We start from the raw sequence: 12,777 nt of genomic DNA, 5'->3' as shown, positions 1-12,777 counted from the left end.
AAGGACGACAGAGTTGAGCGCGACGCACGTGGCCGGTACCGCCGGTGCCGACGGCATTGACGGTGTCGACGGTACGGACGGCACTCACGGCGTTGACCGGGGCGGCACCCGAAACCACGGCACCTCGGTCGCAGGCATGGCGAGACGCCGTTTCCCGGGACCGGGCACTCCCGGTCCCGGCCTTCCCAACCCGGCCGTCCCCGGCCCGGGAATCCCCGGTCCCGGCACTCCCGGCCCCGGCGCTCCGGGTCCGGGCATTCCGGGACCGGGTACTCCCGCTCCCGGAAGCCCCGCTCCCGGCCCTCGGGGGCCCGGCACTCCCGGTCCGGGCGTTCCCGGTCCGGGTACTCCCGATCTCGATGTCCCCGGTTCCGGGGCTCCGGGGGCCAACGGCTGGGGGATCGACGTCTCGGGAGCCAGCGTCGCGGTCGCGGACCGGATCACGATCGACCTCCGGCGCGGGGAGGACCACGAGCGGTTCCCGAAGACGGTGGAGGGTGAGATGGCCGGCCCGTACGCGCCCCCCGAAAGGAACGACCTCCCATGACCGAGACGGTCCCGGCGGATTCCCGCATGTGGTTGCGCAGGCAGCGCACGCTCGCCGAGCCGCGCCTGCGCCTCGTCTGCTTCCCCCACGCCGGGGGTGCCCCGACGTTCTACCGGGGGTGGCAGGACCGGCTGCCCGCCGACGTCGAGCTCTCCGCCGTGTGTTACCCCGGCAGGCAGAACCGCGTCAACGAGCGGCCGATCGACCGCATGGAACTCCTCGTCGACCACGTCTGCCAGGCACTGGCCACCCTGGCGGACCGGCCGCTCGCCCTGTTCGGACACGGGATGGGTGCCGTCGTCGCGTACGAGGTCGCGGTCAGGCTCGCCGGACATTACCGGATCTCCCCGGCGGCGCTGCTGGTGTCGGCGCACGCGGCGCCGCACCTGTGCGCGGACGACGCGAGGAGGATCCCCATTGGTGATCGTCAGCTCGCCGAGCAGGCCGCCGCGGCGGATCCGATGCTCCTGCGCTTCCCGGAGCTGATGGACCTGGCGATGATCGCGCTGCGGGCCGACCACGACCTCCTGCACGCTTACCGGCCCGCGTCCACCCCGCCGGTCACCGCTCCGATCACCGGCTACCTGGGGACGGATGATCCGCGCGTGAGCCACGGTGAGATGCGTGCCTGGAGCCGCGTCGCGGCCTCCGGTTTCGAGCTGCGGACCTTCCCCGGGGGCCATCTCTATCCGGTGGACGCGCAGGAGGCACTCATCACCGACATCGTGGAGCGCCTGGTCGGTGCCTCCGGCGCCGGAGGCACCGACCAGGCGCTCCACGATGGGTCGGCCGTCTCCTCCCAGCACGCGTGAGGTTCCGGCGCACGGGGAACGGCACACGGGGAAGAGCTGTCACCGATCGTGATCGGCGACGGCCCGGCCGTTCGAGCACCTGTTCCCTCGACCCGCCGAGGAGTTCGCCCGGTCCCGGGCCGGGGAGCCGGAGGTTCGTGTTTCCCTCGGTCGGCTGACCTGGTCGACCCGGCCGGGTCTGCCGGTCGGTGAGACCGTGCCGGATTGGGGTCCGCGTGGTTCAGGGATGGCGGTGCCGGGTTGAGGTTCGTGGCCGGGTGGCCGTGCCGGGGTGAGATCCACGTGGTCCGGGAGCGCGGGCGGGCATGTTCGATACGGCCGGTACGAATCCGCGTTCGCCGGTCGTCCCGAAACGCGGCGCCCTGGAAATTGTCGGTGCCCGTTGTCAGAGTCGACAGGGTCAGCGGCAACGTTCCAACCTCGTCCCCCGGAGGTGCGCGATGGCACGGCGACGGACACCCGCCAAGGCGGTGCGACGGCGGGCGTCCGGCGGGCGAAAACCGCGCCGGCGCGAGGGAGACGGCGACTGGCTCCTGTGGGTGGTCGCGGCCGTGGCCCTCGTCCTGGTCGCCATGTGGCTCGTCGACGTCGTCGTCGCCAACTGGCAGCTGGTGATCGGCGGCACGATCGTGCTGACCGTGGCTCTGATCGGGGCGCTGCTGCTCCGTCATCGGGTGATCGAGGCCCGGGAGCGGGAGTGGCTGAAGGACAACGCCCGTCTCGAACGCGTCGACCGCATGACCGGTGACCGGTTCGAGGCCCTCGTCGAGGCCCTGCTGCGACGAGAGGGCTTCCGCGAGGTGCGCAGGATCGGCGGCAGCGGTGACGGCGGCGTCGACGTCGTCGCGACCGCGCCCGGCGGCGACCGCTTCGTCATCCAGTGCAAGCGCTGGGGCACCTCGGTGGGCTCACCCCAGATCCGCGACCTCCTCGGCGCGCTCCACGCCTATCCCGGCCACCGCGGCGTGCTCGTCACCGCGACGACCTTCACGGCTCCGGCCAGGGAGTACGCGGCGGGCACCGACCTAACGCTGATCGACCGGACGCTGCTCGCCGCCTGGTTCACCGGGTCCTTCACCCTCGCGCCGCGGGCGCGTCGCGGGACCGGCCGATGGTTCCTGCCGGGCCGCCGCCCCGTAGCGCCCTACCCGGATGGAGATCTGGGCTTGGAGGGAGCGCTCGGTGACGAGCCCGCGTGACGAGCCCGCGTGACGATCCCGCTGTCCGCCGTGCCGCCCGCCCGTGCGGTGGACCGGAGGGCACCGGGAGACGGTGGCGGTGTCCGGAGGTCTCCCGGGGCGAGCCGGGATCGTGAGCCGGACCCGTTCGGCCGGGACCGGCTCACGATCCCGTGGTGTCGAGGGCGTTTTCGAAGGCGGCGTAGGCGTCCGGGGTGAACAGGACGAACCGCACGTCCGTCACCTGTGTCGGGGTGGCCCATACGGTGTCGACGGCGGTGCGGGCGGCGTCGCCCATCGGCCAGCCGTAGACCCCGGCCGACACGGCGGGAAAGGCGATGCTGGTGGCGCCGAGCTCGTCGGCGACGCGGAGGGATTCGCGGTAGCAGGAGGCCAGGAGGTGCGTGCGGTCCTCGGCGGAGGAGTGGACGGGGCCGACGGTGTGGATGACCCAGCGGGCCGGGAGGTCTCCCGCGGTGGTGGCCACGGCCTGGCCGGTGGGGAGCCCCCTGTCGTAGTGGGAGGCGCGCAGGTGACGGCATTCGGCGAGGATGGCCGGGCCGCCGCGCCGGTGGATGGCACCGTCGACTCCGCCACCGCCCAGGAGCGAGGAGTTGGCGGCGTTGACGACGGCGTCGACGTCCTGCGTGGTGATGTCCCCCTGGACCAGCGTGATCCTCATGAGCCCATGGCCTTCCTCGGTGGTGCGCCTTCTCATATCGGGTCCTTCCCCGTTTTCCGGCGCTCTGACGTGTACTCCCTCTTCCCGGCTTCCCTGTCCCGGGAGGTCTCCCCGTCTCCGAGGATCCGGACGCGCGGGTGACCACCCCGGGCCAGGTCGTGGACGGCCGGGACGAGGCCCTCCGCGCGCCGGTGGACGACACCCTCGAAGGGCGGCTTGACCTGGAACAACGCGGAGGGCGGACCTTCGGGTCGCGCGGAGCGTCCTTGCGAGGGCCGTGGCGATCGGCGCGGCGACGAGACCGGAGCCCCGGTCACCCGCTCGCCGATCGCCTACGACCACCGATCACCTCGGGCTTACTCGTCTGGGAGACGATTCTCGCCGGGAGTCCGGCGTGGCCGGTGCTCGTGTTCCCGCCGGTGCGGGTCTTCCGCCCGGCGCGCGGTGAGCAGCAATCGTCCGGCGCCGATCTCGAAGGGCGAGCCGTCAGGCCCGCCGAACCGTTCGACGCCGGTGAACCCGCCGTCGGTGAGGATCTGGCCCAGGTGGGCGCTGGTGTAGACATGGTGGATCGCGGTGACCTCAAGCTCCTCGGTGCCCCGGGTGAAGTGGTATCCACTGATCAGGCGGCTGCGGGCGGCGTCGTACCCCGTCGTCGCCGTGACGGTGATGTCGCCCGTCCGCATCCGACGCGGCTCACCCCGGTAGCCGGGCAGGACGGACTCGGCCGTCGCGTTGAAGTCGACCACCAGCCCCCCGCCCGGCCGGACCGCGTCCGCCAGCGCGGCGACGAACGCGCGGGTTCCCTCAGGATCGAGGTAGCCGAAGCTGTTGCCCATGCAGACGGCGACGTCGAACGAGCCGTCACGCGGGATGTCCCGCATGTCGGCGATGCCGAGAGCGACGTCGAGCCCGGCGTCGGCCGCGGCCCGCCGGGCGTACCCGATCGCCTCGGCCGAGATGTCAACGCCGGTCAGGCGATGGCCACGCGCGGCGAGTGCCAGCGTGTGCCTGCCGCTGCCGCAGGGCACGTCGAGGATACGGGCGCCGGGGCGCAGGCCGAGGTGACGTTCGATGAAGTCGACGTCCGCCTCGGTGGATTCCGGCGTCGCGGCGCGCCGCCAGAACTCGTTGGGAAGTTCGGTGAAGAAGTTCGCGTACCAGGTGGATGAGATGTCGTGTGACATGGGAAAACTCCAACGGTGTTGTGCGTCAACATGAGCGCGACGTCACCGGGCACCGCAGGGGCGGGCCGACCGCCGTTCAGGCGTCGACCTCGATCGTCACCGCGCCGGAACGGCCGGTGCGATGCGGTGGCCCGGTGTCAGATCCCGGGCGGCCATGGCTTCCTCCACGTTTGTCGCCGGACCTCGTCCGGCGGGACTCCATCGACGGTAACAGAGGGGGTCGATCCGGCACCGCTGGTTTTCCGCCGCCCCGCCGCCCCGCCGCCCTGCCGCCCCGCCGCCCTGCTGCCCCGCCGTCCCGCCGCCCGCCGCCCTGCTGCCCCGCCGTCCCGTCGCCTCGCCGGTACGCCGATCATGATGCGTCATCGGCCGACGCCGGATCGGTGAATCGCACTAGATTGCCGTCATGAGCGACGGCGGTGCGTGGGCGGTGGAGGCGATCGCGAAGCTGGACGGCGAACGGGAGCGGATCCTTCCCACGCCGCTGCGCCGGTTCCCGCTGCCCGCCGGGTGGGAGGTGCGGCTGTGGCTGAAGGACGAGTCCGCGCAGCCGACGGGCAACCTCAAGCACCGGCTGGCGCGGGCACTGTTCGCCCAGGCGATCACCGCAGGCCTGATCGTGGAGGGCACCACCGTGGTGGAGGCGAGCGGGGGCGCGATGGCCGTCGCGCAGGCGTACTTCGCCCGGCTGCTCGGCCTGCCGTACATCGCCGTCATGCCGAAGAAGTCGTCCGGGGAGGGTGTCGAGCGGCTGGGCGGGAGGTGCCTGCACGTCGACCCGCCCCTGGCGATCTACGCGGAGGCCGCGGAGCTGGCCGAGCGGGTGGGCGGCCACTACCTGGACCACTACACCTCGGCGGCGACCGTCGACTGGCGCGGGGGAAGCCTGGCCGAGGAGCTGTTCGGGCAGCTGGAGGAGTGCCCGCGCTGGGTCGTGGTCGGCGCGGGCACCGGTGCCACGTCCGCGGCCGTCGGCCGTCACCTGCGCGCCCACGACCTACCCGGACGGCTGGCCGTGGTCGATCCGGAGAACTCCGCGTACTTCCCCGGCTGGGCGAGCGGCGCCGCCGACTACGGCACGGGCATGCCCTCCAGGATCGAGGGGATCGGCCGGCCGCGCCTGGAGCCGGGGTTCGTCCCCGACCTCGTCGACCTGGTCGTCCCCGTACCCGACGCCGCGAGTGTGGCCGCCGCCCGCCGCGTCCGCCGGGACATCGGACCGCCGGTCGGCGCCGCCACCGGCACGAACCTGTGGGGCGCGCTGGAGATGATCACGCGCATGCGCGCCCGGGGTGTCCGAGGTGATGTGGCGACCGTGCTCGGCGACGCCGATCCGCGCCACCTGCGAACCTGCCACGACGACACCTGGGCGCAGAGCAGGGGACTGGACTGGCGGTCGTACGCGGAGAAGCTGGAACACCTGCTCGACCACGGCGGGTCCTGGCAGCCGGATCCGGCGCCGGAGTGACCGGAGCGGGCGGGCCGGGGGCGGTGCGGGGGCAGGCCGGATCGGACGCGGGTGCGGAGCCGCTCGGGAAGCCGAAAGGACTTCTCGGCGGGGCGGTGTATGGGCAGGCCGGTCCGGAGCCGCTCGGGAGACTCAGGGGACCTCTCGGCGAGGGGGATGCACGGGCCGGCCGGTCCGGGACCGCTTGGGAAACTCAGGGGACCTCTCGGCGAAGGGGATGCACGGGCAGGTCGAACCAGACGCCGGTCCCGATCTGCCCGGTGCCGCACAACCGCGTCCAGCGGGCCCCGCAGCGCCCGGCGGTGAACTCGTTGACGATCCGCAGGCCCCGCCCGCCGAGTTCCAGTTCGTCCACGTGGCCCGGGGCGGTGAACGGGCGGTGCAGCAGGCGTTCGACCAGCGGGACCCCGCCGCCGGCGTCGGCCACCTCGACCCTGATCGGCAGGTCGCGGTCGTGCAGGACCCGCAGCTCGTACGGGCCCGGGGCGTAGCTGCCGGCGTTGGTGGCCAGTTCGGTGACCACGACCTCCAGTTCGGCGACCTCGTGGGCGGCGAAGGGCGGCCGGGACAGCAGGTCGTGGAGCAGCCTGCGGGCGCGGCGGGCGGTGTCGCTCTGGGGCAGGCGCCAGGCGGTCACCCGGAAGCGGCCGTGGGGCTTGCCGTGCACGCCGAAGTCCAGAGTCAGAGCGTGCTCGGTGAGCATCGTCGCTCCTATCGCGTAGGGCACGGGCGGCACGGGGGCGTCGAGGCGTCCGGCCGCTCGCCGGTCTGAATTACCCATGGTGCGGGACAAGACCGATATACGGAGAGTCGCGGGACCAATACTGTCCGCAGATCGGTCCGGTGACAGGCGGGGCCGATCACCTTGCATGATCGGTCGCACCGATACGGCTTCGGAGGTGCCGGGTCGCCGGTTACCTTGGCGTCAAGGCGGCCCGTCAAGGGAACCCGTCAAGGAGATTCGGCCGGGAAAGGTCGGCATGAACGTCAGCAGTGGGAACGCGCAGGAAATCGACCCGGCGCTCTGGGAGCGTCCGCGGATGCGTCAGGCTCTGGCCACCCGCGACATGGCCACCGTGTACCGGTTACTCCAGCGGATCGGAGTCTCACAGCGTCACATCGCCGCCCTCACGGCGCAGTCCCAGTCGGAGATCTCCGAAATCCTCAGGGGCCGTCAGGTGATGGCGTACGAGGTGCTCGGCCGGATCGCCGACGGTCTGGGAATCCCGCGCGGCTACATGGGGCTGGCCTACGACGCCTCCTCCACGGCGCTGGCCGGGATGGCGGCGGACCAGCGCGACGACCCCTGCGAGGACGAGCAGGTACGCCGCCTCCTCGCGCACGCCGCGCAGGTGACCATCGGCGCGGCGGTCGGGGACGCCGAGGAGTGGGCCGAGCCGCTGCCCTCCACGGAGACCCCCGTCCCGTACCGCATCGGCATGGCCGACGTCGAGCAGATCGAGACGGTGACCCGGACGCTGCGCGCCCTGGACTACCGGCACGGGGGCGGTGTTTGCCGCGACGCGGTGGTGGCGCAGCTGACCTGGTCGCAGCGGCTGCTGCGGGCCACGTGCCCGGAGTCGGTCACCCTGCGACTGCACCAGGCGCTGGCCGACCAGCACAACCTCGCGGGCTGGACCTCCTTCGACGTCGGCCTGTACGGAGCGGCCAGAGGCCACCTGGCCCGCGCGCTGGAGCAGGCCAAACACGCGAGGAACTCCTCACTCGCGGCCAACGTCCTGTATCGGATGGGACGCGTCCACCTGCACTGCGACCGCATCCTGGACGCGCTGCGGTTCTTCCAGCTCGGGCAGATCTGCGCGCAGGACGCCAGCTGCGAGCGGACCGTGGCGATGCTCTTCGCCAACGAGGCGTGGGCCTACGCGCTGCTGGGCGACAGCGATCTCGCCCTCAAATCGATCAACAGGGCGAGCGACGAGCTGGCCCGTGCCCGTGACCGCGAGTCACCCGCCTGGGTGAGCTTCTTCGGCGCCGCCGACCTCGACGCCACGAGCGGCATGGTCCACGCCGACCTCGCCGTGACCCACCGCGACAGCCATCTCGGCATCGCCGAGCGATTCCTCACCGAGGCGCTCGGGCAGCGCGATCCGAGCATGGCCAGGAGCAGGGCCTTCGAGCTGACGGCCCTCGCGACGGTGCAGCTCAGAGCGGGTGACATGACCTCGGGGATCGCCAACGGCGACGAGGCCGTCACCCTGGCGACCGAGATCCGCTCGGCGCGGATCATCGACCGTCTCGCGCCGCTGCAGGCCGTCGCCATGATGCGGGCGCACAGCGGTGACGCGCAGGACCTCGCCCGGCGCATCTCGGCGGTGCGCGCCGCATGACGACGACCACCGAGCACGCCGGCGGCCTCACCCGCGACCGGCTCCACTCGCTGCTGGCGTCGGTCTGCGCCCAGGTGGGGCTCGCCCCCGGTGACGCCGAGCTGATCAAGTTCACCAACAACGCCGTCTTCCGCCTCCGGAGGGCGTCCGTCGTGGTGCGCGTCGCCGGATCCTCGGCCGCCCGCTCCCGCGTGCCGACGGTGGTGCGGGTCGCCCGCTGGCTCGCCGGCCACGACTTCCCCGCGGTGCGGCTGCTGCCCGGCTGCGAGCAGCCGCTCCAGGTGGAGGGCCACCTGGTCACCCTGTGGGAGAACACCCCCGAGGTGGGGCCGCGCCCCGGCGGCGGCGACCTGGCCGCCCTGCTCAGGCGACTCCACACGCTTCCGGACCCGCCAGTGGACCTGCCGGAGTGGACCCCGATGGCCGAGGTCCGCCAGCGGCTCGACGAGCCGGAGGACCTGTCCCCGGACGACCACGCCTTCCTGCTGGACGAGTGTGACGAGGTCGAGGAGCGGCTCGCCGCCCTCGACTACGTGCTCCCCGCCGGGCTCATCCACGGTGACGTGTTCATGGGCAACGTCATCGCCGGCCCTGACGGGCCGGTGCTGTGCGACTTCGACGGTACGGCGATCGGCCCGCGCGAGTGGGATCTGGCCCCCGTCGCGGTCGGACGCCTGCGGATGGACTATCCCTGGGACGAGCACACGCCGCTCGCCGAGGGCTACGGCTTCGACGTCACCCGCTGGCCGGGCTTCCCGGTCCTGCGCCGCCTCCGCGAGCTGAAACTGGTCACCAGCGTCGTGCCCGTCCTGCGCAGCAACCCGGGCATCCGGCCGCAGTGGGAACACCGAATGCGCAGTTTCAGGGCCCGCGACCAGACGGTCAGGTGGCAGCCGTACCGGTGACCGGTCGCGGAGGGAGACCGGGAGCCGCCTGCCACCATGGGGGGACGGGAGCGGGGCCGATTGTCGGGAAGCGACACCCGGTCAACGTTCGGGACGGTTCCCACGGGGGAGGTAGGGGCTGAACTCCCGGCTCTCGTTCGGAGGACATCGCATGCTCAGGATCGGAAAGCTCACCTCTGCGGACCGTCCCCACTGGGAAACCCTGTTCCGCGGCTACAACGACTTCTACGAACGCACGCTCACGCCCCAGCTGTACGACCGGGCCTGGGACGAGTTCCGGGAGGACGTCCGGATGCACGCCTTCGGCGCGAAGCTCGACGGCGAACTCGTCGGCATCGCGCACTTCCTCATCCACTCCAGCACCACGGCGACGGACGTGTGCTACCTGCAGGACCTGTTCACCGCGCCGCAGGCCCGGGGCAAGGGTGCGGGGCGGGCGCTGATCGAAGCGGTGACCGAGTGGGCGCGCGCTCGCGACTGCAGCCGGGTCTACTGGTCCACCCAGGAGAGCAACACCGCCGCCCGGCTGCTCTACGACAAGGTCGCCGCGAACCGGGGTTTCATCCTCTACCAGATCGACCTCTAGCCGCAGACGGGAGGGCCGGGAGCGGCACCCGGGCCCCGTCCGCTCCGGGCCCGTCCCGTCCCGCCGTCGCGGGGCAGGGCGGCCGTGAGCCGTCGCGGTGACGACGCCGAGGTGAGACCGGCGCGGTCTCGGCCGGACGGTGCGACGACGCGGCCGGGCTCCCGGTTCAGTCGCCGAAGAAGTCGCCCAGGGCCGTGGCGAGAGCGTCCGGAGCCTCCTCGGCCACATGGTGGCCGGAGTCGATCCCGTGGCCGCGTATGTCGTCGGCCCAGTGCCGCCAGATGCTCAGCGGGTCGCCGTACAGGTCTTCGAGGTCGTCGCGTAGCGACCACAGGGCGAGGGCGGGGCACCGCAGCCGCGTGCCGGCGGCCCGGTCGGCGTTCTCGTGGCGCAGGTCGACGGTGAGACCGGCCCGGTAGTCCTCCAGCATGGCCCGCACCACGTCCGGGTTCCCGGTGGCCTCGCGGAACTCGTCGTAGTTCTCCCGGCCCATGCTCTCCGGGTCGCCGCGGTACCAGCTGACCGGGTCGGCGTTGATGACGCGTTCCGGGATGTCCGGCTGCGCGAAGAAGAACCAGTGCCACCACTGCGTCGCGAACGTCGCGGTGATGCGGGACAGGTGCTCGCTGATGGGCAGGCAGTCCAGGAACGCCACGCGAGAGACCGCGTCGTGGTGATCCAGGGTGAGGCGGAACGCGACGGCGCCCCCTCGGTCGTGTCCGGCGAGAGCGAACCGGGCGTGTCCCAGGGAACGCATCACCGCCACCATGTCGTTCGCGACGGCGCGCTTGGAGTGCCCGGAGTGGTCGGCGGTAGGTGCCGGACCGCGCGAGCGGCCGTATCCTCGCAGGTCAGGGCAGACGACCGTGAAGCCGCGCTCGACCAGCCGAGGTGCGACGCGATGCCAGGTCGCGGAGGTGCGGGGATGGCCGTGCAGCAGCAGCACCGGCGGGCCCTCTCCGCCGTGGCGCACGAAAATGGACGCTTCCTCGACCCGGACCAGTTCTTCCTCGAAGCCTTCGAACATCGCCCCAGTATCTCGTGGGGGTGCGGTCGCGCTCGTTCCGGGCGGCTCGTCGGCCGTCGACCCTGTCCAGGGGGTGGCCTGCGAGGGGTCTCCGGGGAGGTCGAGCGCGGAGGTCAGCGGGTGTTTCCCTTCCGGGTCTTCGTCGGGACGGGCCTGCCCGGGGTGACGCCGAGACGTGGTGCCTCGATGGTCTCGACCGTCGTGGCGCGACTGCCCGCTCCGGAGGGGATCGGCCGCTCGGCGGCCAGCTGGGCGAGGGCGAACAGCAGGAGTTCGCCGCTGGACCAGTCGACGCGGCCGTCGCGCGCCAGCTCCACGACGCGCCGCATGACCTCGTCGGGGGCGAAGCCCAGCGCGGCGGCGATGCGTTTGGCAGCGTGCAGGAGTTCGTGGTCTCGGGCCGCCATGATGATGTTCTACCCTTCGGTGCGGCTGTGATGGGTGACGCCCGCGGTGGAGTTCTGACCGTCCGGGCGTCGGGGCACCTTCAGCTGACGGGGCGCGTCACGCGGGGCCCGCCGCTTTCCCGCTCGCGGGTCAGGACACCCGGGCCGGAGTGGCGGCCCACGTGTTGCACGCGGCGGGGGAGGCCGTCTGGTAGCCGCGCTTGAACCAGTGGAGCCGGTTGGCGCCGGTGCCGTGGGTGCGGTGGCCGTCCTCGTCGCCGCTGGCGCGGAGCGCGCCGGACAGTGCCTCCCAGTCCTGCCCGGTACGGGGCAGCGAGCGTCGTACGCTGACCAGGAACACCTCCGACAGGCAGTCGGCCTGGAGCTCGTAGCGGCGGCCGAGTTCGGGCTGGTGGGAGTGGTCGGAGCGGACGCGGGCCTCGTAGTCGTCCCGGACGCCGGTGAGGCTCTGCAGATGGTGGCCGTATTCGTGGGCCACCACCTTGAGGGGGTACAGGTCGGTCCGGCCCTCGATCCAGTGGCCGGTGAGCGGGAAGACCAGCGTGGCCCGTTCGGTGCAGTAGAAGGCCGCGGCGTTGGCGGGCCAGCGCACCCCGCACACGCGCCGCTCCGGTTCCTCGTAGAAACGGACCACGGGCTTGCGGAACCTCAGCCCGGCGCGGGCGAAGTGGGCCGACCACGAGGTGTGCGGGCATTTCATGGCGGCCGTCAGATACTCCCGGATCCAGCGGCACGCCCCTGTCGATGATCGGCGGTTCCTGGCACGAGGTGGCCGCCAGCTTCCCGGTCCTCGGGAGCGGGTTCTCGGGCGAGGCGGCCTGCGCGACCCCGTACGGCAGGACGGTGAGGCAGACGGTCGCCAGGAGGGCGCATCGGGTGGAGACGGCGAGGCGCCGGGGGGTGACGCGGGACGGGAGGAAGCGCATGGTCGGACAGCTTAGGACTCCCGGACGGCTTAGGAACTCCCGCGCGTCGAGCCGAGGCGGCGTCGGCGGATCGGCGGCCGGGCGGGGGCCGGGAGATGCGGGGAGAGGCCGGGGGAAGCTGGGAGAGGCGTGGTGGGCGGCGTTCGGCCTGCCGGGTTCTCCGGGGTGGCCGGTAGGGTGTCGGGATGTCCTCGCCGCGCCTGGAGAAGATCACACCGGACAACGTCGAGGCGGCGTGCCGGCTGCGGATACGCCCCGACCAGGAGGGGCTCGTGGCTCCGGTCGCCTGGTCGCTCGCCGAGGCGTACGCGCGACCCGAGGCCGCCTGGCCCCGGCTGGTCTATGACGGTACGGAGCTCGTGGGCTTCGTCATGGGCTTCTTCATGATCCGTTTTGACCCGGATAACCCGGACGACAGGTTTCGTTCCGGAATCTGGCGGCTGAACATCGCCGCGGACCATCAGGGCCGGGGCTACGGCCGCTTCGCCGTGGAGTCCGTGTGCGAGGAGGTCAGAAGGCGCGGGCAGTCACGCGCGACGGTGACCTGGACTCCGGGAGAGCACGGGCCCGAGCGGTTCTACCTGCGGCTCGGTTTTCGCCCGACCGGGGAGAAGAGCGGCGACGAGGTCGTCGGCGAGCTGGACCTGCGCGGGGTCTGAGAGCACCGAAGCGCGCACCGGGCGAACTTCGCCCGATACAGTCGC

The 12,777-nt window shown here is 72.3% G+C and carries 15 protein-coding genes; 8 read left to right on the top strand and 7 right to left on the bottom strand.

Features of this window, described 5'->3' with window-relative positions:
- Window positions 1-13: 13 nt before the first annotated feature.
- From ABD817_RS09275 to ABD817_RS09265, 3 genes are all read left to right on the top strand, one after another.
- Window positions 14-547, top strand: coding sequence for a hypothetical protein (locus ABD817_RS09275; RefSeq protein WP_344917062.1), 534 nt, complete (start codon window positions 14-16; stop codon window positions 545-547).
- Entirely contained in the window at window positions 544-1,359 is an 816-nt protein-coding gene (locus ABD817_RS09270) for a thioesterase II family protein (protein WP_344917060.1), read from the top strand. The genes ABD817_RS09275 and ABD817_RS09270 overlap by 4 nt, the downstream gene beginning before the upstream one ends.
- 440 nt (window positions 1,360-1,799) lie before the next feature.
- On the top strand, window positions 1,800-2,558 hold the full coding sequence (locus ABD817_RS09265) for a restriction endonuclease (protein WP_344917058.1): 759 nt from the start codon (window positions 1,800-1,802) through the stop codon (window positions 2,556-2,558).
- A 142-nt stretch (window positions 2,559-2,700) separates the two neighbouring features.
- On the opposite strand, the gene ABD817_RS09260 is transcribed toward ABD817_RS09265, so the two are convergent.
- The 3 genes from ABD817_RS09260 to ABD817_RS09250 all read right to left on the bottom strand — a co-directional run bounded on the left by ABD817_RS09260 (window position 2,701) and on the right by ABD817_RS09250 (window position 4,406).
- Window positions 2,701-3,219, bottom strand: a complete 519-nt coding sequence (locus ABD817_RS09260; RefSeq protein WP_344917056.1) for an O-acetyl-ADP-ribose deacetylase — start codon at window positions 3,217-3,219, stop codon at window positions 2,701-2,703.
- 32 nt (window positions 3,220-3,251) lie between these two features.
- Entirely contained in the window at window positions 3,252-3,449 is a 198-nt protein-coding gene (locus ABD817_RS09255) for a hypothetical protein (RefSeq protein ID WP_344917054.1), read from the bottom strand.
- 126 nt (window positions 3,450-3,575) lie between these two features.
- Complete coding sequence (locus ABD817_RS09250; protein WP_344917052.1) at window positions 3,576-4,406, bottom strand: SAM-dependent methyltransferase; 831 nt, start codon at window positions 4,404-4,406, stop codon at window positions 3,576-3,578.
- 406 nt (window positions 4,407-4,812) lie between these two features.
- On the opposite strand from ABD817_RS09250, the gene ABD817_RS09245 reads away from it, so the two are divergent.
- Entirely contained in the window at window positions 4,813-5,874 is a 1,062-nt protein-coding gene (locus tag ABD817_RS09245; RefSeq protein ID WP_344917050.1) for a PLP-dependent cysteine synthase family protein, read from the top strand.
- A 193-nt stretch (window positions 5,875-6,067) separates the two neighbouring features.
- Here the strand turns inward: ABD817_RS09245 and ABD817_RS09240 are convergent, their stop codons facing one another.
- Window positions 6,068-6,655, bottom strand: coding sequence for an ATP-binding protein (locus ABD817_RS09240; protein ID WP_344917048.1), 588 nt, complete (start codon window positions 6,653-6,655; stop codon window positions 6,068-6,070).
- A gap of 199 nt (window positions 6,656-6,854) precedes the next feature.
- Between ABD817_RS09240 and ABD817_RS09235 the strand changes: the two genes are divergently transcribed.
- From ABD817_RS09235 to ABD817_RS09225, 3 genes are all read left to right on the top strand, one after another.
- Window positions 6,855-8,222: a helix-turn-helix domain-containing protein gene (locus tag ABD817_RS09235; protein ID WP_344917046.1), complete on the top strand. Its 1,368-nt coding sequence runs from the start codon at window positions 6,855-6,857 to the stop codon at window positions 8,220-8,222.
- Entirely contained in the window at window positions 8,219-9,127 is a 909-nt protein-coding gene (locus tag ABD817_RS09230; protein ID WP_344917044.1) for a phosphotransferase enzyme family protein, read from the top strand. The genes ABD817_RS09235 and ABD817_RS09230 overlap by 4 nt, the downstream gene beginning before the upstream one ends.
- 151 nt (window positions 9,128-9,278) lie before the next feature.
- Window positions 9,279-9,713 carry a GNAT family N-acetyltransferase gene (locus ABD817_RS09225; RefSeq protein ID WP_344917042.1) on the top strand — a complete coding sequence of 145 codons (435 nt, stop codon included), beginning with the start codon at window positions 9,279-9,281 and terminating at the stop codon, window positions 9,711-9,713.
- A 166-nt stretch (window positions 9,714-9,879) separates the two neighbouring features.
- Here the strand turns inward: ABD817_RS09225 and ABD817_RS09220 are convergent, their stop codons facing one another.
- The 3 genes from ABD817_RS09220 to ABD817_RS09210 all read right to left on the bottom strand — a co-directional run bounded on the left by ABD817_RS09220 (window position 9,880) and on the right by ABD817_RS09210 (window position 11,847).
- Window positions 9,880-10,740 (bottom strand): alpha/beta fold hydrolase, encoded by an 861-nt coding sequence (locus ABD817_RS09220; protein WP_344917040.1) that lies wholly within the window; start codon window positions 10,738-10,740, stop codon window positions 9,880-9,882.
- 113 nt (window positions 10,741-10,853) lie between these two features.
- On the bottom strand, window positions 10,854-11,147 hold the full coding sequence (locus ABD817_RS09215) for a hypothetical protein (RefSeq protein WP_344917038.1): 294 nt from the start codon (window positions 11,145-11,147) through the stop codon (window positions 10,854-10,856).
- Between the two features lie 130 nt (window positions 11,148-11,277).
- Window positions 11,278-11,847 (bottom strand): neutral zinc metallopeptidase, encoded by a 570-nt coding sequence (locus tag ABD817_RS09210; protein WP_344917036.1) that lies wholly within the window; start codon window positions 11,845-11,847, stop codon window positions 11,278-11,280.
- A 411-nt stretch (window positions 11,848-12,258) separates the two neighbouring features.
- Between ABD817_RS09210 and ABD817_RS09205 the strand changes: the two genes are divergently transcribed.
- Window positions 12,259-12,732: a GNAT family N-acetyltransferase gene (locus ABD817_RS09205; protein WP_344917034.1), complete on the top strand. Its 474-nt coding sequence runs from the start codon at window positions 12,259-12,261 to the stop codon at window positions 12,730-12,732.
- The last annotated feature ends 45 nt before the right edge of the window (window positions 12,733-12,777 follow it).

It is taken from the genome of Streptosporangium oxazolinicum (assembly GCF_039537505.1).
GTDB classification, from domain to species: Bacteria; Actinomycetota; Actinomycetes; order Streptosporangiales; family Streptosporangiaceae; genus Streptosporangium; species Streptosporangium oxazolinicum.
The sequence above is the reverse complement of the archived record's forward strand: the minus strand, read 5'-3'. Positions and strand labels throughout refer to the sequence as shown.

Bases quoted from the DNA above. Each gene is read 5' to 3' on its own strand.
- ABD817_RS09270 (WP_344917060.1), top strand. From the start codon at position 544: ATGACCGAGACGGTCCCGGCGGATTCCCGCATGTGGTTGCGCAGGCAG.
- ABD817_RS09265 (WP_344917058.1), top strand. From the start codon at position 1,800: ATGGCACGGCGACGGACACCCGCCAAGGCGGTGCGACGGCGGGCGTCC.
- ABD817_RS09260 (WP_344917056.1), bottom strand. From the start codon at position 3,219: ATGAGGATCACGCTGGTCCAGGGGGACATCACCACGCAGGACGTCGAC.
- ABD817_RS09250 (WP_344917052.1), bottom strand. From the start codon at position 4,406: ATGTCACACGACATCTCATCCACCTGGTACGCGAACTTCTTCACCGAA.
- ABD817_RS09245 (WP_344917050.1), top strand. From the start codon at position 4,813: ATGAGCGACGGCGGTGCGTGGGCGGTGGAGGCGATCGCGAAGCTGGAC.
- ABD817_RS09240 (WP_344917048.1), bottom strand. From the start codon at position 6,655: ATGGGTAATTCAGACCGGCGAGCGGCCGGACGCCTCGACGCCCCCGTG.
- ABD817_RS09235 (WP_344917046.1), top strand. From the start codon at position 6,855: ATGAACGTCAGCAGTGGGAACGCGCAGGAAATCGACCCGGCGCTCTGG.
- ABD817_RS09230 (WP_344917044.1), top strand. From the start codon at position 8,219: ATGACGACGACCACCGAGCACGCCGGCGGCCTCACCCGCGACCGGCTC.
- ABD817_RS09225 (WP_344917042.1), top strand. From the start codon at position 9,279: ATGCTCAGGATCGGAAAGCTCACCTCTGCGGACCGTCCCCACTGGGAA.
- ABD817_RS09220 (WP_344917040.1), bottom strand. From the start codon at position 10,740: ATGTTCGAAGGCTTCGAGGAAGAACTGGTCCGGGTCGAGGAAGCGTCC.
- ABD817_RS09215 (WP_344917038.1), bottom strand. From the start codon at position 11,147: ATGGCGGCCCGAGACCACGAACTCCTGCACGCTGCCAAACGCATCGCC.
- ABD817_RS09210 (WP_344917036.1), bottom strand. From the start codon at position 11,847: ATGAAATGCCCGCACACCTCGTGGTCGGCCCACTTCGCCCGCGCCGGG.
- ABD817_RS09205 (WP_344917034.1), top strand. From the start codon at position 12,259: ATGTCCTCGCCGCGCCTGGAGAAGATCACACCGGACAACGTCGAGGCG.